Raw genomic sequence first — 23,875 nt, 5'->3', positions numbered from 1 at the left:
CCGACCGCCGCCCCCGCCCCCTCACTCATTTCCCCGGCGATGGGACCGGCCGCTCCTTCTCCAGACGCCCGAGCATGTGCTCCGCCTCCCGCCGAAAGCGGTCGCCCGCCGCGGCCGAGCCCAGCATCGCCCCGTAGGCGTACCCCTCGATGCGCCGGTACAGGTCCGCGCTTTTCCGGACGCGGATGTTCAGGCACCCGCGGTAATCCTCTGTGAGGTTCTTGCGGGTGGTCTTGGCGTTGTGGCGCTTGAGCACCGGTTTCTGGAACTCGTCCACGCCGATGCCCGCCAGCGCCGCCCAATAGCGCTCGGCCTCGCCGAGGTCCGCCGACTCGTGGATGTGGATCCGGAACCGCAGGCGCTCGCGCGGCACTCCCGCGACCCTCAGGAACCGGAGGAAGAAGGTGATCACCGCCGGGTCACTGTTGATGAAGTCGACGAGCTCGGAGCGCCGGTAGGGCTTGTCCTTGGTGCCCTCGCACCAGTAGATCAGCGCACCGGCGAGAAGGACCTCGCGGTCGCTCAGGTCCGCGACCTCCTTGCTGGCATCGACCTTGGCCCGGAGCCGCGCCCTCTCACGTTCGCGATGGAAGGGCGCCCAGCGGGATTCCCACATCGCGGCGACGCGCTCCTGGTGGTAGCCGGGACGCTCGGGGGCGGGGACGTCGTGGAGCCAGAGGGAGCAGGTGCTGATGGAGACTCCGAGGGAGCCGGCGATCTCGCGGTAGGTCTTGCCTTCCCTGCGGAGGGAGATCGCCAGTTCCCGGAGCTCTTCGGGGAGTTTCTTGGTCATGCGCGCAAGGTACGACGGCGCACCGACAATCTGTGGCGATGATACTACTTGGAGTCACCATTGATCGGCACTTGATGGCCTTTATTCAGATGAGGGTGGTTTAGGTTGCTTCTGAGCGAGCACGCACCGTTCAAAGCCACCTGCCCGTTTTCCCAGGACGGGGAGGCGCGCAGGTGGTGCGACAAGCGGATGAGTGGCAAGGCGAGCGCGCATGGGAGGCCGGCGTCGGCGCGGGAGGGCGGTGTGCGCGCGAACCTTTGGGGCGTGCCGGACGTTGCCCGGGGGGTGAGAGGCATCACTCGGTCGTGTTCACAAACGCTCTGACCAGGCGTTTCTGGGGCTGACCGGTGGCGGCCGGGGCGGATCCCGACGATTTTACGCTTGGGGCCCTGTCCAACCTACGGAACCGTAGGTTACGGTGGCGTAGGTAAGGCAGCCAAGAAGCAGGAAGTGGTGACTCATGGCTACTGCCCCCGTTCTCGATCCACCCCGCCCACAAGGTCGTCCCGAAATCGAGCCGGAACCGCAGGGGAGGTTCGAGCGGGTTCTCGTCGGGGTCTTCACCGGAGTTCCGTTCCTGGCGCTCTTCGCCGCCATCCCGCTGGCCTGGCGGAACTTCCTGGGCTGGACCGACGTCATCCTGATGGCGATCTTCTACCTGGTCTCCGCGGCCGGCATCACCGTCGGCTACCACCGCTACTTCACGCACGGTTCGTTCAAGGCCAAGCGGCCGCTGAAGATCGCGATGGCGCTCGCGGGCAGCCTGGCCATCGAGGGCCCGGTGATCACGTGGGTGGCCGACCACCGGCGGCACCACAAGCACTCCGATAAGGAGGCGGACCCGCACTCGCCGTGGCGCTTCGGCAACGACTGGAAGGCGCTGACCAAGGGCCTGGCGTGGGCGCACTACGGGTGGCTGTTCAACGGCAACCGCACGTCCAAGCAGCGGTTCACCAAGGACCTGCTCAACGACAAGGACATCGTCCGGATCCACAAGGCGTTCCCCGCCATGGTGGCGGTCAGCCTGCTGCTGCCCGGCGTGCTGGGGGGCTTGATCACGATGTCGTGGGCGGGCGCGCTGACCGCGTTCTTCTGGGCGGGCCTGGTACGGGTCACGCTGGTGCATCACGTCACCTGGTCGATCAACTCGATCTGCCACACCTTCGGCGCCGAGGACTTCGAGGTCCGCGACAAGTCGCGCAACGTGTGGTGGCTGGCGATTCCGTCGCTCGGTGAGTCGTGGCACAACCTGCATCATTGCGACCCGACGTGCGCTCGGCACGGGGTGCTGCCCGGGCAGGTGGACATCAGCGCCCGGATCATCTGGATGTTCGAGAAGGTGGGCTGGGCGCACAGTGTGCGGTGGCCGAATGCGGAGCGATTGGCGGCCAAGCGCACGAAGCGCGCCGCGTGAGCGTCACAATCGACTCTGTGACAGAACCCGCCCCCAGATCCCGCAGAAAGCGGATGACCGGTAAGGAACGCCGCGAACAACTTCTCGACGTCGGCCGGACGTTGTTCGCCGAGCGCGGGCTGGACGGCACCTCGGTGGAAGAGATCGCCGCCAAGGCCGGGGTGTCCAAGCCCGTGGTGTACGAGCACTTTGGCGGCAAGGAAGGGCTGTACGCGGTGGTGGTGGACCGGGAGTTCGAGCGGTTGCTCGCCCTGGTGATCGACGCACTGAACTCGGCGGTCCACTACCGCGGCAAGCTGGAGAAGGCGGCGCTGGCGCTGCTGGAGTACATCGAGACCAACACCGACGGTTTCCGGATCCTGGTGCGCGATTCGCACGGGGGGACGGGGACGGGGAGTTTCGCCAGTCTGCTGAGCGAGATCGCGGGTGAGGTCGAGTATGTGATGGCCCAGGAGCTGGATCGCCGCGATTACGACGACAAGTACGCGCCCATGTACGCGCAGATGCTGGTCGGCATGGTGGCGCTGACGGGGCAGTGGTGGCTGGACGCGCGGCGGCCCAAGCGGGAGGAGGTCGCGGCGCATCTGGTGAACCTGGCCTGGAACGGGTTGTCGGGGCTGGAGCCGCGTCCGTCCCTCGATCCGAAGCGCCGCCGTAAGGAGCAGGAACGGCAGGAGAAGCGGGCTGAGAAGGCCGCCGAGAAGGCGCAGAAGGCCGAGGAGAAGGCGGCGGCCAAGGCCGAGAAGGAACGGCGCAAGAGCCGTAGGTCCGAGGACGCGGAGGCGCCGCCCGCCGTGGAGGCGGCGGCCGAGGACGGTGCCGCGCCGGGGCAGGGCGAGGTCGCTCCGCTGGGAGCTCCGGAACGCGGGGAGCCGTAGGCCCTTGGTGGGCCGGTGGCCGCCTGGAGTTCGTCCTGGCGGCCACCGGCAGGGGTCACCGTGTTACCGGCTGGCCCGGCCGTCGGATTTCGAGGCCGGGGGTCCTGATGGTGGTGGCCCGCCGCCGTGGCCCTGTTCGGGGCGTGGCGGGGCGCCGCCCGCCGCGCGTTTCCGCGCACCGCAGGGGAACGAGCCACTGGTCGCGCACGGTGGGCGGCGGGTTCATGGGCCGGCCCGGCCCGCGATGACGAACACGCGCCGGAAGGGGAAGGCGGTGCCGTAGGGGCCGGGTGGGTATGCCTGGCGCAGCAGGGCGCCGTAGGCGTTCAGGAAGTCGTGTGCCTCTCCGGTGTCGAGGGCGGTGAGGATGGGGCGCAGGGTCGTGCCTTTGACCCATTCGAGGACGGGGTCGTCCCCTTGGAGGACCTGGATGTAGGTGGTCTCCCAGGCGTCGACCTCGCAGCCGTGGCGGGTGAGGAGGTCGAGGTATCCCTGCGGGTCGAGGACGGGCCGCTGGGGGGCGAGTCCGCCGAGCCGGTGGCGCCAGCGCGGTGCCTGGCACAGTTCGCGTAGGAGTGCGTGGCTGGGGGCGTCGTGGTTGCCGGGGACCTGGAAGGCGAGCCGTCCGCCGGGTGTGAGGTCGGCGGTCCAGCGTGGGAGCAGGTCGGTGTGGCCGGGGATCCAGTGCAGGACGGCGTTGGAGATGATGAGGTCGACCGGCCGCCGGGGGCGCCAGCGGGTGAGGTCGCCGACCGTGAAGGCGAGCCGTCCGGGGATGGCGTGGGCCCGGGCGGCGTCGATCATTTCGGGTGAGGCGTCGAGGGCTTCGATGGAGGCGTCCGGCCAGCGGCGGGCCAGCCGGGCGGTCAGCTCGCCCGATCCGCAGCCGAGGTCGGCGATGTGGGCGGGTGCGGTGAGGTCGACGCGGGCGAGCAGTTCGTCGAACGGCCGTGCCCGGTGGTCGCCGAACGCCCCGTATTGGACGGGGTCCCACACGGGAGCGGCTGCTTGTCTCGACATCGAGAGACAGCATGCCAAGGCGGTAATCTTGATGTCAAGAAAGTCGTCTCGAGATCGAGACGGGCTAGGCTGTCCGCCATGCAGGACGAGGTGGACCGGCTGGTCGAGGCGTGGAACACCGAGCGCCCGGATCTGGACGTCCGGCCCTTGCAGGTCCTCAGCCGCGTGTCGCGCCTGGCGCGCCACCTCGACCGCGCGAGGCGTGCGGTGTTCGTCGCGCACGAGCTGGAGGGCTGGGAGTTCGACGTGCTCACGGCGCTGCGCCGCGCCGGAGCCCCCTACCAGCTCAGCCCCGGCGCGCTGCTGCGCGCGACACTGGTCACCTCCGGCACCATGACCAACCGGATCGACCGGCTGGCGGCGGCCGGGCTGGTGGAGCGCCATCCCGATCCGGCGGACAAGCGCGGTGTGCTGGTCCGGCTCACCGAGGCGGGGATGACCCGGGTGGACGCCGCGTTCGCCGACCTGCTGGCCCGCGAGCACCTGATCCTGGACGGGCTGACCACGGCCGAGCGGGAGACCCTGTCCGGGCTGCTGCGCAAGCTGCTGATCCCGTTCGACACGCCCCGGCGCCCGTAGGCCGCCGGCACGGCGTTCAGGAGACGTCCTCGGCGAGCATCAGCCACTCCTCCTCGACCCGGGCGGCCTCGGCCTGGATCGCTTTCAGTTTGCCGTCGAGTTCCTGGAGACGTTCGTAGTCGGTGGCGGCGGCGGCGAGCTGCTCGTGCAGCTCGGCCTCCTGCTGGGCGAGCCGGTCGAGGCGGCGTTCCAGCCGGTCCAGCTCCTTGCGCGCCCGCCACTCCCGACCGCCGCCCTTCGCCGCGCCGCCCTTCGCCGCGCTGTCCGTGGGCTTGGGCGCGGTGACGGCCGTCGCGGTCGTCCCGGACGCGGCGGCACGGGTCGGGGCGGTGCCCTCGGCGCGGCGCCGCAGATACTCGTCCACTCCGCCGGGCAGCAGCGACACCCGGCCGTCGCCGAGCAGCGCCACGATCCGGTCGGTGACCCGCTCAAGGAAGTACCGGTCGTGGCTGACCACGACCAGCGTGCCGGGCCAGCCGTCCAGCAGGTCCTCGACCTCGGTGAGGGTCTCGATGTCGAGGTCGTTGGTGGGCTCGTCCAGCAGCAGCACGTTCGGCTCGCCCATCAGCAGCCGCAGTAGCTGGAGGCGGCGGCGTTCGCCGCCGGACAGGTCGCCGACCGGGGTCCACTGCCGGTCGCCGCGGAACCCCAGGCGCTCCAGAAGCTGACCGGCCGTCCACTCCCGCTTGCCGACCGTGATGCGGCGCCTGATCTCCTCGACCGACTCCAGCACCCGCCGGGACGGATCCAGCTCCTCCAGGTTCTGCGACAGGTGCGCGAGCTGGACGGTGCGCCCGCGCACGAGCCGTCCCGACTCGGGGGCGACCGAGCCGTCCAGCAGCCGCAGCAGCGTGCTCTTGCCGCTGCCGTTGACGCCGACCACCCCGATCCGGTCGCCGGGGCCGAGCCGCCACGTCAGGTGCTCGAACAGAGTCCGGGTCGATTCCCTCTTCCGGGAGTCGACACCTTCCCCACCGGGGGGACGACCCCCCACACCCCCCGGAGGAAAAGTCCGGGTCGATTCCCTCCACTCCGCCGGCGCTCCGCTCCGGGAGTCGACACCTTCCCCACCGGGGGGACGACCCCCCACACCCCCCGGAGGAAAAGTCCGGGTCGGCTCCCTCCACTCCGCCGGCGCTCCGCTCCGGGAGTCGACACCTTCCCCACCGGGGGGACGACCCCCCACACCCCCCGGAGGAAAAGTCCGGGTCGGCTCCCTCCGCTCCGCTGGCGCTCCGCTCCGGGAGTCGACCCGGACGGTCACGTCCTCGGCTTCCAGGACGGTCTTGCCGAGGCGGGCCGTGGCGAACCGGGTCAGTTCCACCGCGTCGCGCGGCGGCGGCTCGTCGGCGATCAGCGCCTGCGCGGCGTCCACCCGGAACTTGGGCTTGGACGTGCGGGCCTGCGGGCCGCGGCGCAGCCAGGCCAGCTCCTTGCGGAGCAGGTTCCGCCGCTTGGCCTCCGTGGCGGCGGCGATCCGTGCCCGTTCGGCCTTGGCCAGGACGTACGCCGAGTAGCCGCCCTCGTAGCGTTCGACCCGGCCGTCCACGACCTCCCAGGTGCGGTCGGTGACCTCGTCCAGGAACCACCGGTCGTGGGTGACCACCAGCAGCGCCACGCGGCGGCCGCGCAGGTGGCGGGCCAGCCAGTCGATGGCCTCCAGGTCGAGGTGGTTGGTGGGCTCGTCCAGGATGACCAGGTCGAGGTCGGGGACCAGCAGCCGGGCCAGCGCGATCCGGCGCAGCTCGCCGCCGGACATGCCGTCCAGTGTGGCGTCCAGGTCGAGGTCGCCGATCAGCCCGGACAGGATGTCGCGGGCGCGGGTGTCGCCGGCCCACTCGTGCTCGGGACGGTCGCCGAGGACGACGCCGCGCACGGTGGCGCCCGGCGGGAAGACGTCCCGCTGGGTCAGGTACCCGGCCCGCAGCCCGCGAGCGTGGGTGACGCGGCCCTCGTCGGGCTCGGCGGCCTTGGCGAGGATCTCCACCAGGGTGGTCTTGCCACCGCCGTTGCGCCCGACGACGCCCACGCGGTCGCCCTCGTCGATGCCGAGGGAGACCGCGTCCAGCAGCGGCGTGGGCCCGTAGCTCTTGGTGACGTTCTCAACGTTGATCAGATTCACGGCGCTTTCCAGGCTAATGCCCCGCCGGGGCGGTACCGGACGCGCGCCGCGCGGTCAGAAGCCGCCGCCTCCGCCGCTGTCGCTTCCTCCGCCGCCTCCGCTCCAGCCTCCGCCGCTGTCGCCTCCGCTCCAGCCTCCGCCGCTGTCGCCTCCGCTCCAGCCTCCGCCGCTGTCGCCTCCGCTCCAGCCTCCGCCGCTGTCGCTTCTGCTCCAGCCGCCGTGCCAGGACCCTTCGGAGGAGCCCGGGTCGGAGGTGGCGGACGCGGAGCCCGGCTCGTCGTAGTAGGTCCCCGTGTAGGTCCCCGCGCCGTATCCGGCACCGTGCGAGGCGCCCGACCTGCTCGCGTTCACGGCGATGACGACCAGCGCCACCAGCACGCCCACGATGGCGATCGCGATCACCAGTACCGCCAGAAGAGCTATGGAACCCATCCGGCCTCCCTTCCGAAAGGGGGTTTCGGTATGGGACGCCCATGGGGGCGTCATGGTTCGGCCGGATGGTCAGATGATCGTCGCCCCGGGGACGGGCCCGTGCGCGCGGACCAGCGCGGCCGCCGCGCCCGCGGCGTCCAGTCCGGCCTCCAGTTCCGCCGCGTGCTCGTCGGACTCGGCGAGGAACGCGCAGGTCGGGCCGGATCCCGACACCAGCGCGCCGAGCGCGCCGAGGTCGCGCCCGGCGGCCAGGGTGCGGCGCAGCGCGGGCTTCAGCAGCAGCGCCGCGGGCTGCAGATCGTTGGTCAGCGCGCCGCCGAGGCCCTTGGCGTCCCCGGTCGCCAGCGCGGTCATCAGCTCCTGCGACACCTTCGGCGAGCGCGGCCGCTCCCCCCGCGCGGCGCGGAGCCGGTCGCACTCGTCGTAGACGGCGGGGGTGGACAGGCCGCCTTCGGCGAGCGCGAACACCCAGTGGAAGGTGCCGCGGGTGAGCGCCGGGGTCAGCCGCTCTCCCCGTCCCAGGCCGACCGCGGTCCCGCCGACCAGCGCGAACGGCACGTCGCTTCCGAGTTCGGCGGCCAGTTCCAGCAGCTCGGCACGGCCGAGCAGCGGGTCCTCCCGGTCGTCCCACAGCCGCGCGCAGGCCACCAGCGCGGCGGCGGCGTCGGCGCTGCCGCCCGCCATCCCGCCCGCGACGGGGATCGCCTTGCGGATCCTCAGCGCGGCCTGCGGCTCCACGCCCAGCCGCGCCGCCACCAGCAGCGCCGCCCGCGCCGCCAGGTTGCCGCGGCCGGACGGCACGCCGGCGACGTCCACCCGGGAACGCGGCGCGGCCTCCACCGACACCTGGAGCCGCTCGGACGGGACGGCGGTCACCTCGTCGGCGAGCGAGACGGCGTGGAAGACGTTGACGAGGTCGTGATAGCCGTCGTCGCGGAGCGGCCCGACGCTGAGCTGAAGATTGACCTTGGCGGGCACCCGTACGGTCACAGAGGTCACGTCACGGAAGCGTAGAGGACCCCGGCCCCGCCCCAGGGCATCGCCCCGGTCAGCCGCTCGTGACCGGCAGGTTCCGCGGGTTGAAGTACGGCGTGGTGGCCAGTTCGCGGAGCGCGGACACCGCCTGCTTGTCTCCGGTCACCGCGTAACGGCGGCGGTGGTCGTCCGGGGTCTGCGCCCGCTCGTCGGAGTTGAAGTACACCACGGCCTTGACCTGGGGGTTCTGCAGGGTCTCCGCGGCCCTGCGCAGCCATTCGGCGCGGCGGACGCCATAGGACACCGGGACGCCGAACTCCGCCACCATGATCGGCTTGGGCCGGTCCCCGGCCCAGTCGAGGAACAGCTTCAGGGTCTCCGACAGGTCCCGGTAGTCGTGGTCACCGCCGGGCTGCGCGTCCGCGCAGATCCAGTCGACCTGGTCGTCACCCGGGTAGAAGGACTGCGCGTTGCGGCTGCCGAACCCGGTCGCGGTGGGGCACCACACCCACGCGACATTGTCGACCCGCTCCTGGGCGAAGATCGTCCGCAGGTGCTTCCACGCCTCGACGAAGTCCTTCGCGCCGTGCGTCCGGGCCCTGGCGCCCTGGGTGTCCATGTCCTGCTGCCAGCGCAGGAAGATCGGCTTGCGGGTGTTCCTGATGGCCCTCGCGCGCTTGCGGATCAGCGCGTCGTGCCGTCCCGCGACGATCTCACGGGTGTCGGCGCCGCCCCAGGTCAGCAGCAGGTAGCGGGGGCCGGCGCCCAGCACCTGGGTGTCCTCTTTGGTCGGGAAGTCGCTCTTCCAGCCCCGGTAGTGGTGGACGATGTCCAGCGGCCGGCCGAGATGCCGCTCGAAGTCGCCCAACGGGCCGGGCAGGGGCCGCGCGGACGGCGCTCCCGGCGGCGCCTCCCCGGACTCCGGGGCGTCCGAAGCCTCTCTGGACGGGGAACGGGACGATGCGGCGGAACGGGGGACCCAGGCGCCGAAGTACGCGCCCTCCTTGGGCGGCACGGGGGCCACGCCGGCACGGGCGGTGGTGGTGATCTTCGGGGTGGCGTTCGTCCCGTCACTGCATCCGGTCGCCAGCGCTAGCGTCAGCGCCGCCACCACCGCCGCGGGTTTGTCCGCCCTCGTCCGCGAACGCACCGTCGCCCGCCCCTTCAGCATGGTCCTCCGCCTCGCTCCGGTCCAGCACGCCCCCTGGACCATACTGGGCGATCCTGGCGAAGGCGGCCACGTCGAGCGCTTCGCCCCGTTCCCGGGGATCCACACCGGCGGCGCGCAGCGCCCGTTCGGCCGCCGCGGCGGACCCGGCCCAGCCCGCCAGCGCGGCGCGCAGGGTCTTGCGGCGCTGCGCGAACGCCGCGTCCACCACCGCGAACACCTCCTCCCGCGACACCCGGCACGGCGGCGGATCGCCGCGGGTGAAGGACACCAGGCCCGAGTCCACGTTCGGCACGGGCCAGAACACCGCCCGGCTCACCGGCCCGGCCCGGCGCGCCCGCCCGTACCAGGCGAGCTTGACCGACGGCGCCCCGTAGATCCTGCCGCCGGGGCTCGCGGTCATCCGGTCGGCGACCTCGGCCTGCACCATCACCAGCGCGCGCCGCAGCGAGGGCAGCGCGGCCAGCAGGTGCAGGACGACCGGGACGGCGACGTTGTAGGGGAGGTTCGCGACCAGCGCGGTCGGCTCCGGCCCCGGCACGGACTCGACGCGCAGCGCGTCGGCGTTGACGACCTCCAGCCGTTCCGCCAGGCCGGGGGCGCGCTCCGCGACCGTCGCGGGCAGCGCCCCGGCGAGGACGGGGTCGATCTCCACGGCGACGACCCGGCGGACCTCGGGCAGCAGCGCCAGCGTCAGCGAGCCGAGCCCGGGGCCGACCTCGAGGACCACGTCGCCGGGCGCCGGGTCGGCGGCCCGTACGATGCGGCGGACGGTGTTGGCGTCGATGACGAAGTTCTGGCCGAGGGTCTTGGTCGGGCGCACGCCCAGCCGCGCCGCCAGGTCCCGCACCTCGGCGGGTCCGAGCAACCGCGCGGTCACCAGGCTCCGAAGACCCGCTCGCCGTTGGAGGCGATGGCGGTGCACAGCTCGGCGACGTCGACGCCCTTCACCTCGGCCATGAAACGGACCGTGTGCGGGATCAGGTACGAGGCGTTGGGCTTGCCCCGGTGCGGCACCGGGGTGAGGAACGGCGCGTCCGTCTCCACCAGGATCAGGTCGAGCGGCGCGACCCGCAGCGCCTCCCGCAGCGGCTCGGCGTTCTTGAAGGTGACGTTGCCGGCGAAGCTCATGACATAGCCGCGGTCGGCGCACACCTTGGCCATGGCGGCGTCCCCCGAGAAGCAGTGGAACACCACCCGCTCCGGGGCGCCCTCCTCCTGGAGGATCCGCAGGACGTCGTCATGGGCGTCGCGGTCGTGGATGACCAGGGCCTTGCCGGTGCGCTTGGCGATCGCGATGTGCGCGCGGAACGAGCGGTGCTGGTCGTCCGTGGGTGCGCGGTCGCGGTAGTAGTCGAGCCCGGTCTCGCCGATCGCGACGACCTTGTCGTGCGCGGCCATCGCCTCGATGTCGTCCAGGACGGCGTCGGTGATCCCCGAGGTCTCGTTGGGGTGGATCGCCACGCCCGCGAACACGCGCTCGTACCCGCCGGCGGCGTCCACGGCGAACCGCGAGGACGGCAGGTCGCAGCCGATCGTCACGATGCGCCCGATCCCGGCGGCGCGGGCGGACGCCAGCGCCTCGCCGATCGGCGTGCCGGCCGCGTCCAGGTGGCAGTGGCTGTCGAACACCTCCACCGGGAGCGGTTCGGGTAGCGGCGGGAGGGGCCGCGGGGCCTTCCCGGCCTGACCTGTCACCGGCCCTCCCCGGAGCCCCCGGAGCCCCCGGCGTCCCCTGCCTCCTCGCGGAGGCGGGCCAGCTCCTCGTCGACGACCGAGGAGTCCAGCTTCTTGAACAGCGGCACCGGCTTGGCCAGCGGCACACCCGCCTTGATCGGGCGTGACTCCCACACCGCCTCGGTGGCGTAGTCGCCGGTCAGCACCGGGTAGTCCGGGCCGCCCTCCTGGGAGACCACCTCCAGCCGCGGCATGCCGCTCCAGACCCCCTCGCCGCCCAGCATCTCGTACACCTTCTGCGAGGAGTTCGGCAGGAACGGGGTGAGCAGCGACTTGGCGTCGTCCACCACCTGGAGCGCCACGTGCAGGATGGACTTGACCCGCTCCGGGTCGTCCTTGAGCTTCCACGGCGCCTGGTCGGACAGGTACCGGTTGGCGTCGCGGACCACGTCCAGCGCCTCGGTGATCGCGTTCTTGAACCGCGACCGCCGCAGCTCGGCGCCCACCGTCCCGAACGCGCCGCGGCTGCGCTCCAGCAGCGCCCGGTCGGCGTCGGTCAGCTCGCCCGCCTCCGGGATCGCCCCGACGTTCCGCGCGGCCAGGTTGATCGACCGGTTGACCAGGTTGCCCCAGGCCGCGACCAGCTCGTCGTTGTTGCGCCGGACGAACTCGGCCCAGGTGAAGTCGGTGTCCTGGTTCTCCGGGCCCGCCACCGCCACGTAGTAGCGCAGCGCGTCGACGTCGTAGCGCTCCAGGAAGTCCTTGACGTAGATGACCACCTGCCGGGACGAGGAGAACTTGCGGCCCTCCATCGTCAGGAACTCCGACGACACCACCTCGGTCGGGAGGTTCAGCTCGCCCAGCGAGCCCGGCGTGCCGCCCTTGTCGCCCTTGCCGCTGTAGCCGAGCAGCATCGCCGGCCAGATCTCGGCGTGGAAGACGATGTTGTCCTTGCCCATGAAGTAGTAGGACAGGGCGTCGGGGTCCTGCCACCAGGCGCGCCACGCCTCCGGGTCGCCCTTCCTGCGCGCCCATTCGACGGACGCGGAGAAGTACCCGATCACCGCGTCGAACCACACGTACAGCTTCTTGGCCGGGTTGTCGCGCCACCCCTCCAGCGGGATGGGGACGCCCCAGTCGAGGTCGCGGCTGATCGCCCGCGGCTGGAGGTCGTCCAGCAGGTTCAGCGCGAACTTGAGCACGTTCGGCCGCCACTGCCCCTCGCCGTTCCCCGCCCCTGCCTGCTTGGAGCGCAGGTAGCGGCCCAGGGACTCGGTGAACGCGGGCAGGTCGAGCATGAAGTGCTCGGTCTCGACGAACTCGGGCTTCTCCCCGTTGATCCGGCTGACCGGGTTGATCAGGTCGATCGGGTCGAGCTGGTTGCCGCAGTTGTCGCACTGGTCGCCGCGCGCGCCGTCGTACCCGCAGATGGGGCAGGTGCCCTCGATGTAGCGGTCGGGCAGGGTGCGGCCGGTGGACGGCGAGATCGCGCCCATCGTGGTCTTGGGGAAGATATAGCCGTTGTCGTACAGGCCCTTGAAGATCTCCTGGACGACCGCGTAGTGGTTGGCCGTGGTGCTGCGGGTGAACAGGTCGTAGGACATGCCCAGCCCGAGCAGGTCTTCGGCGATCACCCGGTTGTAGCGGTCGGCCAGCTCCCGGGCCGTCACGCCCTCCTTGTCGGCCTGCACCTGGATGGGCGTGCCGTGCTCGTCGGTGCCGCTGACCATCAGGACCTGGTTGCCCGCCATCCGCTGGTAGCGGCTGAACATGTCGGCGGGCAGCGCGAAGCCGGAGACGTGCCCGATATGGCGGGGCCCGTTGGCGTACGGCCAGGCGGGCGCGGTGAGGATGTGTCGGCTCGACGAGGACATGTCTCCAGACTAGAGGGCCCGCGGGCCCGCTCGGACGATATCCCCGTCCGGCAGGGCGGGCCTGCCGATACCCTGCGGACCGGACGTCCCCCGGCCCGCGAGCGAAGGTTGACCACGCATGCCCCAGACCACGGTCCGCGAGCCGGCCGGCGAGAACGAGGCCCCGGCCGGCGCCCCGGAACGCGCCCGGACCCGCGGCGGGGGCGCGCGGCGGAGGAGGGTCTGGTGGCTGTCGGGGCTGGTGGCCGCGTGCGCCGTCCTGGCCCAATGGGTGATCGACACGCCGCCGCTGTACTTCGACCCGTACTACGTCTGGCTGGCCGCCCGCGACTGGCCGCACATCCCCCTCGACCAGTGGCCCTACAGCACCGTCCCGCACCAGGTCACCAGGCTCGGGCTCGTCCTGCCCGCGCGGGCGGCGCAGGAGCTGCTCGGCGACGGCCAGATCGCGTACTTCACGGTCGCGGCGCTCGGCGGCTGCCTGTTCTTCGTGGGCTGCTACCTGGCCGTGCGGTCGCTGTTCGGCGACCTGGCCGGGGTCGCCGCCGCGCTGCTGCTGATCGTCCACCCGTTCTTCACGCTGACCAACCCGTACGGGGTGGAGATCACCTGGTCGCACGGGGTGATGCTGCCGGACATGCCCGGCGCGGGGCTGTTCGCGCTCGGCATGGCCGCGCTGGTGGCCGCGAGCCGCCGGCCCGGTCCCCGAAGCGGGGCGCCGGCGGAGCGGAGGGGGACGGGCCGCGCCCAGACCCGGCTGCTCCTGGCCGCCGGCACCCTGTTCGGCGCGTCCTTCCTGGTCAGGGAGTTCCTGGCGTTCCTGTTCCTGGCCATACCCCTGTACCTGGCGCTGCTGCGGATCGGGTGGCGGCGCAACGTCACGGTCGCGCTGCCCATGATCGCGATCCTGGCCGTCAGCCTCGTCCACAATGCGCTGGTCTGGGGCGACCCGCTGGCCGGGCTGATGTCGGCGGCGTCGCACGGCGGCGAGTCCCGCGACCATGTGACCCGCGCGCTGGCGCTCGCGTCGTTCGTCCGGGCGATGGACGACTGGAACGCCTTCGGTGTGATCTTCGTGGTGGCGCTCGTCCTGACCGTGGTGGGCTGGGCGGTGACCAGGGACCGGCGGCTGGCGCTGGTGCTGGTGTGGTTCCTGGCGCTGGCCGTCCCGCTGACGCTGTTCGCCGGGGTGATCGACCCGCACGACATCTCGCTGCGGGCCTGGCTGCTGCGGTACTGGTTCGCGGTGTTCCCCGCGCTGCTGGCGGGCGGCATCGGGTCGCTGATCCTGCTGGCCCAGCGGCTTCCCGAGGGGCCGATGGCACGGTTCCGGCTCCGCACGGTGGTCGCGCCCGCCCTGGCCGTCGTCCTGGGCACGGCCTATGTCGCCACGGCCGTGCGCACCGTCCCGTACCTGCCCCGCGACACGGCGTGGAACGAACTGCGCGTCCACCTGAAAGAGCACGACCGCGACCTGCCGGTGCTGTGGGCCGACCGGCGCCTCGCGCAGACCCTCACCTTCTACACCCGTTCCCCCTGGGGCGAACCGCTGTGGCATGGGCAGATCCGCGACTTCGACCACTCGACCTGGACGCTGCCCGAGGCGTCCTACGGGCAGCCGATGCTGTTCACCCGGTGGCGCGGCCAGGAGTCGCAGATCCTCGGCGGCTACCGCCCCACCGCCAAGGACGGGTGGCGGCTGATGTGGCGGTCATCCGACGGGCTCCTGGAAATCTGGGGCCCCGCCCGGCACTAGGGGCGCCTGCACTAGGGGATGCTGCGCTAGGGGCGGCGCCACGCCACCCAGTCGCCCTCCGGCGTGCGGCGGCTCGCCACGATGCGCCAACCCGGGGGCGCGTTACGCCACGTCATGTGCGCCGGGACGTTCTTCGGCCAGGACAGCACCACCAGGTCCGCCTGAGGCGGAGGCACCCAGCGGGCGTCGAACATGGTGCCCTTGCTGTTCCACGCCCAGTAGAACTGCGAGAGCCGCAGCATCCATGGGATGTTCCAGTCGAGGGCGATCGAGCGCTGCGCGTCCAGGTCCGTGCTGTCGCGCAGGTCGCTGTAGGCGGCCAGGTTCCGTGACAGCGGACGGGAGATCTCGGTCGTGGCCGTCGTCACCGCCGCCACGTTCACCAGCACCAGCAGGCCCACGACGGCCGCGCGCCCGTGCCGGGGCAGCCGCGCCGCGACCACCGCCAGGCCCAGCAGGACCAGCCCGGCCAGCGTGGCGCGCCAGAGATGGAACGACGACCAGTTCCAGGTCAGGAACGAGGTCTCGGGGAAGTCGAACAGGGTGTAGGTGTAGCGGGTCAGCAGGTCGCCCGCGTACCACTGCACCACGCTGGCCGCCATGACGGTCACCGCGACCGTCGCCGCCGTGGCCCACAGGACGGTACGCAGCGTCGCGCGCAACAGCACCGCCGCGCCGACCGCGAACAGCACCGGCGTGACGCACGCCAGGTAACGGCCGTACACGTAGTTGCCGACCCGCCATTCCACCGGCAACGCGGCGGAGGTCGCGAACGCGATGCCCGCGATGGCCGCCAGCACGGCCAGTGCGAGCACGCGCAACCGCGGTGGCGTGCCGCGCCGCACCGCGACCACCGCGATGGTGACGAGCCCGACGCCCGCCACCCCGCCGGTCGCCACGATCTGGTACCAGATCTGGCCCGTGCCCAGCGACAGCGTCCAGCCGTACCCGTCCCAGTGGGTCAGGCGCCACTCCAGGTTCGCGGCCAGGTTGTTGTCGCCGCCCGGGTACAGACGCGGCAGCAGGCCCTCGTTCAGCTTCATGCCCGCGTACGCGACCGCGCCCATCGCCGCGGCGGCGATCCCCGTCGGTGTCCAGCCTCGCCACCGGCACAGGACGGCGACGGCCAGCACGCACGCCTGCACCACCATCAGGATGATCCCGCGCGAATGCGAGGCGTACACGTACGCGACCACCATGCCCGCGGAGGCCCCGTACACGGCCACCCGCACCGGGGACTCGCCCTTGGGCGCGGACAGCCAGGAGTGCGTCAGCAGCAGCCAGCCGAACACCGCGACGGGCAGCACCGCGTCGGTGAGGACGAACTCCGCGTAGAACACCACGGCGGGAAGCAGCGCGGTGGCGTGCCCCAGCGCGTACGACCATGTCCGCGACAGGCGCATGCGGCGCAGCATCAGGTACGCGAGCGGCAGCGTCGCCGCGCTGATGAGGGCGTTGATGACCAGGCAGATCCGGTAGACGGCGACCGGGTCGTCGGCCAGCCAGAACGCGGGGAGCAGCAGCAGCGCGTATCCGCCGCGGTACACCGTCCCGTACGACAGGTCGGCCTCGGGGCCGCCGGTCAGCACCCGGGCCGCGAACAGGTAGCCCGTCTCGTCCGGCGTCGCCACCGGCATGACCTGCCGGGACGACATCCACAGCCGCACCGCGACCTGCGCCGCCCAGCCCAGCAGGAGCAGGAGGCCCCAATGGCGGAACCGCCGATCCGCTCGCCGCTCCGGGCCGGTGGACCGGGCCGGGCGCCGGACGGCGGGGGCCGTCGCGGCCTGGGTCGCGGACATCAGGGACGCGGTCCCCGGTAACGGGCCCGCACGGGCGAAGGATCCATCAACGTTTCAGCCTGTCATAGTCCAGGGAAGGCCGGACCTCCCCGCCGCGGAACGTTGAGCGGGTTCCCGGCTTCCGACTCCGGAACGCGATGACGACGTCCGGGCTCAGTCGGATTCGTCCCCGGACGACGGCGCGGCGGCCCGCTTGCGCGCGGTGGCCGCCACGGGCTCGCCCGGCGCCGGCCTCTCGGCCGCGACCCGGTGGGCGGCCGCGTCGACGACGTCCGCGGCCTCGTCGGCCGGGTCGATCGCCGGCGGGTGCTGGCGGCGGCGGATGCTCAGGATGCTGGCGAACAGCGAGGCGAACACCGCCTGAAGGCTCATCATCAGCGCGGTCGCGGACGGGACGACGATGCGCAGCGACTGCCGCGGGTCCAGCTCACCGAAGTTGTTGACGCGCCAGTGCAGCAGAGAGGCGACCAGGCCCGCCAGACCGGCCACGGCCAGCAGCCCGCCCAGCACCAGGCCGCGTTCCAGACTCCACCAGTCGGTGAACCTCTGTACTCTGCGATCATGCGGGAGGAAGCCCTCCTGCATCGCGTAGACCTTGGTGAGCAGCGCGAACAGCACCGCCTGGAACCCGATCACCATGGCCGCGGCGGCGCCCACCAGCGTGTCGACATCGAAGGCGATCTCTCCGATCCGGACCGGGCCGAACGACAGCGCGATCCCGGCGATCAGTCCGAGCGTCATGAACACGAACCCGGGGATGAGGAAGAGCCACCGCGGGCTGTAGAGAAGGAGGAAGCGCAGATGCCGCCAGCCGTCCCGCCAGGTGTTGAGGTGCGGCGCGCGCGACCGGCCGTCCGGCGACAGGGTGGTCGGCACCTCCCGGATGTCGTACTTGGCGAGGGTGGCCTTCACCACCATCTCGCTCGCGAACTCCATGCCGCCGGTCTGCAGCCCGAGCCGCAGGATCGACTCCTTGTTGAAGGCGCGCAGCCCGCAGTGGAAGTCACCGATCTTGCTGCCGAAGAACAGCCGCCCGATGAAGCTCAGCACCGGGTTGCCCAGGTAGCGGTGCAGGGCCGGCATCGCGCCCGGGGCGATGCCGCCCTTGAAGCGGTTGCCCATCACCAGGTCGGCGCCGTCGCGCAGCTCGTCGAGGAACGGCCCGAGCGTGGTGAAGTCGTAGGAGTCGTCGGCATCGCCCATCGCGACGTACCGGCCGCGCGCGGCGCGGATGCCGCCCATCAGCGCGTTGCCGTAGCCCTTGTCGACCACCGGCACGACGCGCGCGCCGGCCTCCCTGGCGAGCTGCTGGCTGCCGTCGGTGCTGCCGTTGTCGGCGATGACGACCTCGCCGTCGATGCCGTTCTCCTCGAAGAAGCCGATCGTCTTGCGGACGCAGGTCTCGACCGTCTCGGCCTCGTTCAGACACGGCATCACTACGGAGAGTTCCACGCGATCTCCTTCGCTTCCCCTGGTGACCGTCTGCGGTATTTTTCACTGATCTCGTCGTGTCCCGCCGGGCGGACGACCATCGTTCATGATGCACGCCCGAAGCGAGCGATGCGCGGCGCTCTCACCAAGAGCGCCCGTATCGTGTTGCCTACTTGCAATCTGAAGACCCGCTCAGCAACGACCAGAAGCGGCAGGCTAGACGGACAAGCATACGGGCACCGCGGCCCGGAAAGGTTGGGTCGGCTGTGACGCGCGCCGGAGAACGCAGTGCCACCGAGTCGGGGGCTGGACGGCGCGGTGCCCGCCGCAACGGTGCCGGTGCCGCGACGAAGGGGGCAGGCATGAAGGGGGCCGAGATGAACGGGGCCGCCTCCAACGGCTCCGCCTCGAACGGCGGCGCCCAAGGGGATGATGCCGCGTCGGGCATGCCCGCGGTGGCCGCCATGGCCACCGCGACGGCCGCCGGAGACGTCCGCCTCGGAACCGGCGACACGCCGAAGCGCGCGAATCAAGGCAAGAATCTGGTAACACGCGCGCTCAGGGCGGCCCCGGCCAGGCGCGGCGCGGGCCGCGTGCAGCGTGGTGCGCGGCGCGTCGTCTCGTCCGCCGTCGCCTCGGGACGCGCGTTCGCCGCCGACCCGTCCGGGCACGTGCGCGAGCGGTCCGCGCGCACGTGGGCGCTGATGCGGCGGCACCCGGCCTTCACCGTCGTCCTCGCCGTGGCCGCGCTGCTGCGGGTCATCGCGATGGTCGGCTACCAGCCGGCGATGTTCTTCAACGACAGCTTCGACTACCTGCATGTGGCGATGCGGCCGTACCCGCATCCGCTGCGGCCCGACGGCTACGCCTTCATGCTGCTGATCCTCAAGCCGTTCCACAGCTTCGCGCTGGTCACCGCGCTTCAGCACCTCATGGGGCTGGCCGTCGGCGTCATGGTGTACGCGCTGCTGCGGTCCCGGTTCCGGCTGCCCGGGTGGGGCGCGGCGCTGGCCACCGTCCCGTTCCTGCTGGACGCCTACCAGATCCAGCTCGAGCACCTGATCCTGTCCGACACCCTGTTCACGTTCCTGGTGATGGGGGCGGTCACGCTGCTGCTCTGGCACAGCCGCCCCACCTGGAGGATCGCCGCCTCCCTCGGCCTGATCGTCGGGGTGGCCTGGCTGACCAGGTCGGTCGGGCTGCCGGTGCTGATCGGGCTGCTCACCTTCATGCTGATCAGGCGGGACGGCTGGCGGATCCTGGCGGTCACCGTCGCCTTCTGCGCGCTGCCCGTGGTGATGTACGCGGGCTGGTACAAGCTGGAGAACGACAAGTTCGCGATCACCGAGAGCAACGGCATCTTCCTGTACGCGCGGGTCTACAAGTTCGCCGACTGCCACAAGATCAACCCGCCGGTGGAGGAGATCCCGCTGTGCACCGAGCCGGAGAACCGGCTCCCCAACAGCCAGGACGGCATCTGGAACGCGGCCTCGCCGCTGGGCCGCTACCCCGGCGAGCGGTTCGACGCCGACAAGAACAAGGTCGCCAACGCCTTCGCGAAGCGCGCGATCCTCTCCCAGCCGGTGGACTATCTGCAGGTCGTGGGCTACGACTTCCTGCGGGTCTTCCGCTGGAACCGCACGGTCTTCCCCGACAAGGCCACCTACCAGCAGTACGAGTTCGGCAGGAGCTCCAGCGCGCTGCCGAACTGGCGGATGGACAGCGACAACACCGCGGCCGACGAGGCGGTCGCCTACGAGAGGGGCCGTGCGCGCACCAACGTGGTGGAGCCGTTCGCCAGTGTGATCCGCGTGTACCAGGACCACGTCTATGTGCGCGGCACCATGGTCGGTGTCATCCTCCTGGTCGGCCTGGCCGGCATGGGCGCCATGTGGCGGCGTCTCGGCGGGATGGCGTTCCTGCCGTGGACGCTGGCCACCGGGCTGCTGCTCGCCCCGGCCGCCACCGCCGAGTTCGACTACCGGTACGTCCTTCCGGCCCTGCCGCTGGCCTGCCTGGCCGCCGGCATCGCCTTCTCCCCCGAGGGGCGCGACCGGATGGCCGCTCTGCTCCGCCTGCGCACCCGCCGCACCACCGCCCTGCCCGACCTCGAACCCACCACCGAACCGGTCGAGCACAAGGTGCCCGAACCCGCCGCCAACTAGCCCGGCCCCGAACGGTCGCTCAAGCGGAAGGGCCGCTGACCACGGCGTCGTAGACGACCCGTTTGGGTAGGCCATTGTTCTTGGCGACTTCGGCTATGGCCTGTTTGCGGGGTGTTCCGGTGGATTCGCGTTCGGCGACGGCGGCGGCGAGGTCGGCGGGTTCGGACAGGCCGGGGGTCTGCGGGGCGCCGCCGACCACCAGGGTGATCTCTCCGCGGACGCCTCCGGCGGCCCAGTCGGCCAGGTCGCCGAGGGGGCCCCGGCGGATCTCCTCGTAGGTCTTGGTGAGTTCCCGGCACACGGCGGCGGGACGGTCGGCGCCGAACGCGTCCGCCATCGCCTTCAGGGTGGCGGCGAGGCGGTGCGGGGCCTCGAAGAACACCATGGTGCGGGGCTCGGCGGCGAGGGCCGCGAGCCGCCGGCCCCGCTCTCCCGGTCTGCGGGGCGGGAAGCCCTCGAAGCAGAACCTGTCGGTGGGCAGTCCCGACACCACGAGCGCCGTGGTGACGGCGGACGGGCCGGGCAGCGCGGTCACCGGTACGCCCGCGGCGACCGCCGCGTTGACCAGCCGGTAGCCGGGGTCGGACACGCCGGGCAGCCCGGCGTCGGTGATCACCAGCACGTCGCGGCCGGCCCGCAGCTCCTCGATCAGTTCCGCGGCGCGGGCCCGCTCGTTCTGGTCGTAGTAGGAGACGACCCGGGCGCTGATGGGCACGTCCAGGTCGGCGGCCAGGCGGCGCAGCCGCCGCGTGTCCTCGGCCGCGATGATCTGCGCGTCGGCCAGGGCGGCGCGCAGCCGTCCGGAGGCGTCGTCCGCCCTGCCGATCGGTGCCGCGGCGAGCAGGAGCCGTCCGGTGCCGTCTTCGTTCCCCGTCACCCGTCCATTGTGGCCGGTGATGACGCGCCCGATCCGGGGCATGGGCATGAGCGCCGTACTGTGAGGTGTGGGGGTCGGGCTGCAATGACAAGATGGCGGAATGGCGATGACGGACCTGGTGTCGGAACCGGCCTCCGGAGGGCGGTCGCACCCGCCGTCCCCGCGCAAGCGGCCGGCGCCGCCCGTTCCGGGGAACGCGCTGGCGGGCTGGCTCGGGGCGCTGCTGGTGACGGCCTTCGCCGGGTTCCTGCGGTTCGACCGGCTGAGCGTGCCGAAGGCGGTGGTCTTCGATGAGACCTACTACGCCAAGGACGCGCTGGCGCTGCTGACGTTCGGCTGGGAGCACAACACCAGGAAGGACGCCGACAAGCTGCTGATCGCCGATCCGAACGCCGACATCTGGTCGAGCGGCGCCTCGTTCGTCGCCCATCCCCCGTTCGGCAAGTGGATGATCGCGGGCGGTGAGTGGCTGTTCGGCGCGACCCCGTTCGGTTGGCGGTTCGCGGCGGCGCTGTGCGGGACGCTGTCGGTGCTGATCCTGTGCCGGGTGGCGCGGCGGATGACCGGGTCCAGCCTGCTGGGGTGCATGGCCGGGCTGCTGCTGGCGCTGGACGGGCTCCACTTCGTCACCAGCAGGACCGCTCTGCTGGACATCTTCGTGATGTTCTGGATCCTGGCCGGGTTCGCGTGCCTGGTGATCGACCGGGACCGCTCCCGGCGGCTGCTGGCCGAGCGGGTGGAGGCCGCCGCCACGGCGGGCACCCTCTCCGACCTCGGCCCGTTCGTGCCGCACGGCTGGCGTGTCCTGGCCGGGATCTGCCTCGGCCTGGCCTGCGCGACCAAGTGGACCGGGATCTTCTACGTGGCCGCGTTCGGGATCATGCTGGTGTTCTGGGACTTCGGGGCGCGCCGCGCCGCCGGGGTGCGGCAGCCGCTGCCGGGGACGCTGGCGCTGGACGCGTTGCCCGCGTTCGGCCAGCTCGTCGTGGGGGGCGCGGTCACCTATCTGGCCACCTGGTCGGGCTGGATCTTCCGGCCGGGCGGCTGGGGACGCGGCGAGGTCTCCGCCTTCGTCCCCGCGCGGGTGTTCGAGGCGCTGCCCGATCTGTGGAACTACCACAGGGAGATGCTGAACTTCCACGTCGGGCTGGACTCCGAGCACCCGTACCAGTCCTGGCCGTGGGACTGGCCGGTGCTGTGGCGCCCGGTGGCCTTCTTCTATACCGAGCCCAAGGGGGCGTGCGGCGCGAGCCGCTGCTCGCGGGAGATCCTGGGGATCGGCACCCCGGCCCTGTGGTGGGGAGCGCTGCTGGCCCTGGTCGTCACGGTGGGGATCTGGCTGGCGGTGCGCGACTGGCGGGCGGGCGCGATCGTGCTGGGGTTCCTGGCGGGCTGGCTGCCCTGGTTCCCCTCGGCCTTCGGCGACCGCACCATGTTCCTCTTCTACGCCACGCCGGTGCTGCCGTTCATGGTGCTGGCGATCGTCCTGGTCCTGGGGTATCTCATCGGGCCGGCGGGGCGCACGGCCACGCTGTGGCACGCGGGGACGCCGAGCACGCGGCGCGTGGCGGGGGCGGCGGCCGCGGGCGCGTTCGTGCTGGTGGTGCTGGCGAACTTCGCCTACTTCTACCCGATACTGGCCGCCAAGATCCTGCCCTATCAGGACTGGCACGCCCGGATCTGGTTCCGCAACTGGATCTGATCCCCCGTACCGGGACGCAGGCGGCGGCCACCGAGCAGGCAGACGGCCAGGGCGAGCAGGCCGCCCGCCCCGGCGGCGGCGAAGGCGCCCCGGACGCCGGCGAGATCCTGGCCGAACCCCGCGGCGGCCGAGCCGACCGCGCTGCCCACGCTGAACGCGGCGACGACCCAGGCGAACGCCTCGGTCACCGTCCCGCTGGGAGCCAGCCGGTCGACGAGGATGAAGCTACAGGCGAGCATCGGGGCCAGGAACAGGCCGCTGGCGAAGGCCAGCACGGTCATGACCGGCAGTCCGGGCGTCCAGATCAGCGGCAGGTACCCGGCGGCGAGGAACGCCAGCAGCCAGGGGAAGCGGCGGTGGTCGTCGCCGGGCCACGGGCGTGCCCCGTACACCAGGCCGCCGGTCAGGGCCCCGGCGGACATCGCGGCGAGGAGGATGCCGGAGGCCAGGTCGTCCCCGGCGCGCTCGCCGTAGGCGGTGGCGGCCACCGCGTACACGCCGAGCGCGATGCCCGAGCAGGCCAGCGTCGTGAACAGGACGCGCAGGCCGGACGAGCGCAGCGGCCCGGCCCAGTCGGCGGCGCGCTCGTCCCCCTTCCAGGTCCTGGACGGCAGCGAGGTGGTGACGACCAGCGTCCCCGCGACGCCGAGCGCGCCGGTGAGCAGCAGCGCCGTCTCGGTGTTGACCAGCGCGGCGGCGGCCACCAGCAGCGGGCCGACGGTGAAGAGGATCTCCTGGGCGGCGGCGTCCAGCGCGTAGGCGGCCTTGACCTGGGCGGGGCCGGGCAGCACCGCGGTCCACAGCGCGCGCAGCCCGGCTTCGAGCGGCGGTGTGGCGAATCCGGCGAGGACGACGGCGGCGGCCGTCACCGGCAGCGGGTCCGCGCCGGTGAGGGCGAGCAGCGCGAACCCGGCGGCGGACAGCAGGGCCGCCGGTTGCAGCACGCGGGGCTGGCCGAACCGGTCCATGGCGCGTCCGAGCACCGGCTGGCCCACGGCCATGGCCAGCAGGAACGCGGCTCCGAGCGTCCCGGCCAGCGGGTAGCCGCCGCCTTCGGCGCGCACGTGCAGGATGACCGCGAGCATGCCCATGCCGTTGGGCAGCCGTCCGAGCAGCGTGCCGCCGAGGAGCCGGGCCGCGTGGGCGACCCGCAGGAAGTCGAGATAGGAGCGCATGCCCTCGCCTGAATCCAGCAGTCATACGTATTATG

Annotated in this window: 19 protein-coding genes; 6 read left to right on the top strand and 13 right to left on the bottom strand. The window is 72.0% G+C overall.

Annotated elements, in window-relative coordinates; genetic code table 11:
• Positions 1-25: 25 nt before the first annotated feature.
• On the bottom strand, positions 26-793 hold the full coding sequence (locus QSK21_RS11640; protein ID WP_285695564.1) for a sigma-70 family RNA polymerase sigma factor: 768 nt from the start codon (positions 791-793) through the stop codon (positions 26-28).
• A 460-nt stretch (positions 794-1,253) separates the two neighbouring features.
• Here QSK21_RS11640 and QSK21_RS11635 point away from each other — a divergent pair, with 460 nt between their 5' ends.
• Both QSK21_RS11635 and QSK21_RS11630 read left to right on the top strand, forming a co-directional pair.
• Positions 1,254-2,207 (top strand): acyl-CoA desaturase, encoded by a 954-nt coding sequence (locus tag QSK21_RS11635; protein ID WP_285695562.1) that lies wholly within the window; start codon positions 1,254-1,256, stop codon positions 2,205-2,207.
• A gap of 53 nt (positions 2,208-2,260) precedes the next feature.
• Complete coding sequence (locus QSK21_RS11630; RefSeq protein WP_285695561.1) at positions 2,261-3,085, top strand: TetR/AcrR family transcriptional regulator; 825 nt, start codon at positions 2,261-2,263, stop codon at positions 3,083-3,085.
• Between the two features lie 222 nt (positions 3,086-3,307).
• Here the strand turns inward: QSK21_RS11630 and QSK21_RS11625 are convergent, their stop codons facing one another.
• On the bottom strand, positions 3,308-4,105 hold the full coding sequence (locus tag QSK21_RS11625) for a trans-aconitate 2-methyltransferase (protein WP_285695560.1): 798 nt from the start codon (positions 4,103-4,105) through the stop codon (positions 3,308-3,310).
• A gap of 78 nt (positions 4,106-4,183) precedes the next feature.
• On the opposite strand from QSK21_RS11625, the gene QSK21_RS11620 reads away from it, so the two are divergent.
• The gene (locus QSK21_RS11620; protein ID WP_285695559.1) at positions 4,184-4,684 is read left to right on the top strand and encodes a MarR family winged helix-turn-helix transcriptional regulator; all 501 of its coding nucleotides are present in this window, start codon (positions 4,184-4,186) and stop codon (positions 4,682-4,684) included.
• 16 nt (positions 4,685-4,700) lie between these two features.
• Here the strand turns inward: QSK21_RS11620 and QSK21_RS11615 are convergent, their stop codons facing one another.
• From QSK21_RS11615 to metG, 7 genes are all read right to left on the bottom strand, one after another.
• A complete protein-coding gene (locus QSK21_RS11615) occupies positions 4,701-6,806 on the bottom strand; it encodes an ABC-F family ATP-binding cassette domain-containing protein (RefSeq protein WP_285695558.1) in 2,106 nt (701 codons plus the stop codon).
• A gap of 54 nt (positions 6,807-6,860) precedes the next feature.
• Positions 6,861-7,238, bottom strand: a complete 378-nt coding sequence (locus tag QSK21_RS11610) for a hypothetical protein (RefSeq protein ID WP_285695557.1) — start codon at positions 7,236-7,238, stop codon at positions 6,861-6,863.
• 69 nt (positions 7,239-7,307) lie between these two features.
• The gene (locus tag QSK21_RS11605) at positions 7,308-8,228 is read right to left on the bottom strand and encodes a 4-(cytidine 5'-diphospho)-2-C-methyl-D-erythritol kinase (RefSeq protein ID WP_285695694.1); all 921 of its coding nucleotides are present in this window, start codon (positions 8,226-8,228) and stop codon (positions 7,308-7,310) included.
• A gap of 58 nt (positions 8,229-8,286) precedes the next feature.
• Positions 8,287-9,363: a glycoside hydrolase family 26 protein gene (locus QSK21_RS11600; RefSeq protein ID WP_285695556.1), complete on the bottom strand. Its 1,077-nt coding sequence runs from the start codon at positions 9,361-9,363 to the stop codon at positions 8,287-8,289.
• On the bottom strand, positions 9,284-10,264 hold the full coding sequence (gene rsmA / locus QSK21_RS11595; protein WP_502871551.1) for a 16S rRNA (adenine(1518)-N(6)/adenine(1519)-N(6))-dimethyltransferase RsmA: 981 nt from the start codon (positions 10,262-10,264) through the stop codon (positions 9,284-9,286). The genes QSK21_RS11600 and rsmA overlap by 80 nt, the downstream gene beginning before the upstream one ends.
• Positions 10,258-11,079, bottom strand: a complete 822-nt coding sequence (locus QSK21_RS11590) for a TatD family hydrolase (protein WP_285695553.1) — start codon at positions 11,077-11,079, stop codon at positions 10,258-10,260. Before QSK21_RS11590 ends, rsmA begins: the two co-directional genes overlap by 7 nt.
• Positions 11,076-12,932 carry a methionine--tRNA ligase gene (gene metG / locus QSK21_RS11585; protein WP_285695551.1) on the bottom strand — a complete coding sequence of 619 codons (1,857 nt, stop codon included), beginning with the start codon at positions 12,930-12,932 and terminating at the stop codon, positions 11,076-11,078. Before metG ends, QSK21_RS11590 begins: the two co-directional genes overlap by 4 nt.
• Before the next feature lie 118 nt (positions 12,933-13,050).
• On the opposite strand from metG, the gene QSK21_RS11580 reads away from it, so the two are divergent.
• Complete coding sequence (locus tag QSK21_RS11580) at positions 13,051-14,688, top strand: glycosyltransferase family protein (RefSeq protein ID WP_285695550.1); 1,638 nt, start codon at positions 13,051-13,053, stop codon at positions 14,686-14,688.
• A gap of 26 nt (positions 14,689-14,714) precedes the next feature.
• Here QSK21_RS11580 and QSK21_RS11575 read toward each other — a convergent pair whose 3' ends face one another.
• Together QSK21_RS11575 and QSK21_RS11570 are read right to left on the bottom strand one after the other, a co-directional pair.
• Positions 14,715-16,490, bottom strand: coding sequence for a hypothetical protein (locus QSK21_RS11575; protein WP_285695549.1), 1,776 nt, complete (start codon positions 16,488-16,490; stop codon positions 14,715-14,717).
• Between the two features lie 153 nt (positions 16,491-16,643).
• A complete protein-coding gene (locus QSK21_RS11570; protein ID WP_285695548.1) occupies positions 16,644-17,942 on the bottom strand; it encodes a glycosyltransferase family 2 protein in 1,299 nt (432 codons plus the stop codon).
• A gap of 341 nt (positions 17,943-18,283) precedes the next feature.
• Here QSK21_RS11570 and QSK21_RS11565 point away from each other — a divergent pair, with 341 nt between their 5' ends.
• Positions 18,284-20,086 carry a hypothetical protein gene (locus QSK21_RS11565; RefSeq protein WP_285695546.1) on the top strand — a complete coding sequence of 601 codons (1,803 nt, stop codon included), beginning with the start codon at positions 18,284-18,286 and terminating at the stop codon, positions 20,084-20,086.
• 19 nt (positions 20,087-20,105) lie between these two features.
• Here QSK21_RS11565 and rsmI read toward each other — a convergent pair whose 3' ends face one another.
• Positions 20,106-21,005 (bottom strand): 16S rRNA (cytidine(1402)-2'-O)-methyltransferase, encoded by a 900-nt coding sequence (rsmI, locus tag QSK21_RS11560; protein ID WP_502871550.1) that lies wholly within the window; start codon positions 21,003-21,005, stop codon positions 20,106-20,108.
• Positions 21,006-21,063: 58 nt separating this feature from the next.
• Here rsmI and QSK21_RS11555 point away from each other — a divergent pair, with 58 nt between their 5' ends.
• Positions 21,064-22,665, top strand: coding sequence for a dolichyl-phosphate-mannose--protein mannosyltransferase (locus QSK21_RS11555; RefSeq protein ID WP_352231272.1), 1,602 nt, complete (start codon positions 21,064-21,066; stop codon positions 22,663-22,665).
• Here QSK21_RS11555 and QSK21_RS11550 read toward each other — a convergent pair.
• Positions 22,623-23,840 (bottom strand): MFS transporter, encoded by a 1,218-nt coding sequence (locus QSK21_RS11550; protein ID WP_285695542.1) that lies wholly within the window; start codon positions 23,838-23,840, stop codon positions 22,623-22,625. The genes QSK21_RS11555 and QSK21_RS11550 overlap by 43 nt on opposite strands.
• Positions 23,841-23,875: the final 35 nt, after the last annotated feature.

This window comes from Actinomadura sp. NBRC 104412, from assembly GCF_030269515.1.
Lineage (GTDB): Bacteria > Actinomycetota > Actinomycetes > Streptosporangiales > Streptosporangiaceae > Spirillospora.
Note: the sequence above shows the minus strand (reverse complement) of the source record. Positions and strands in the feature narration are given on the sequence as shown.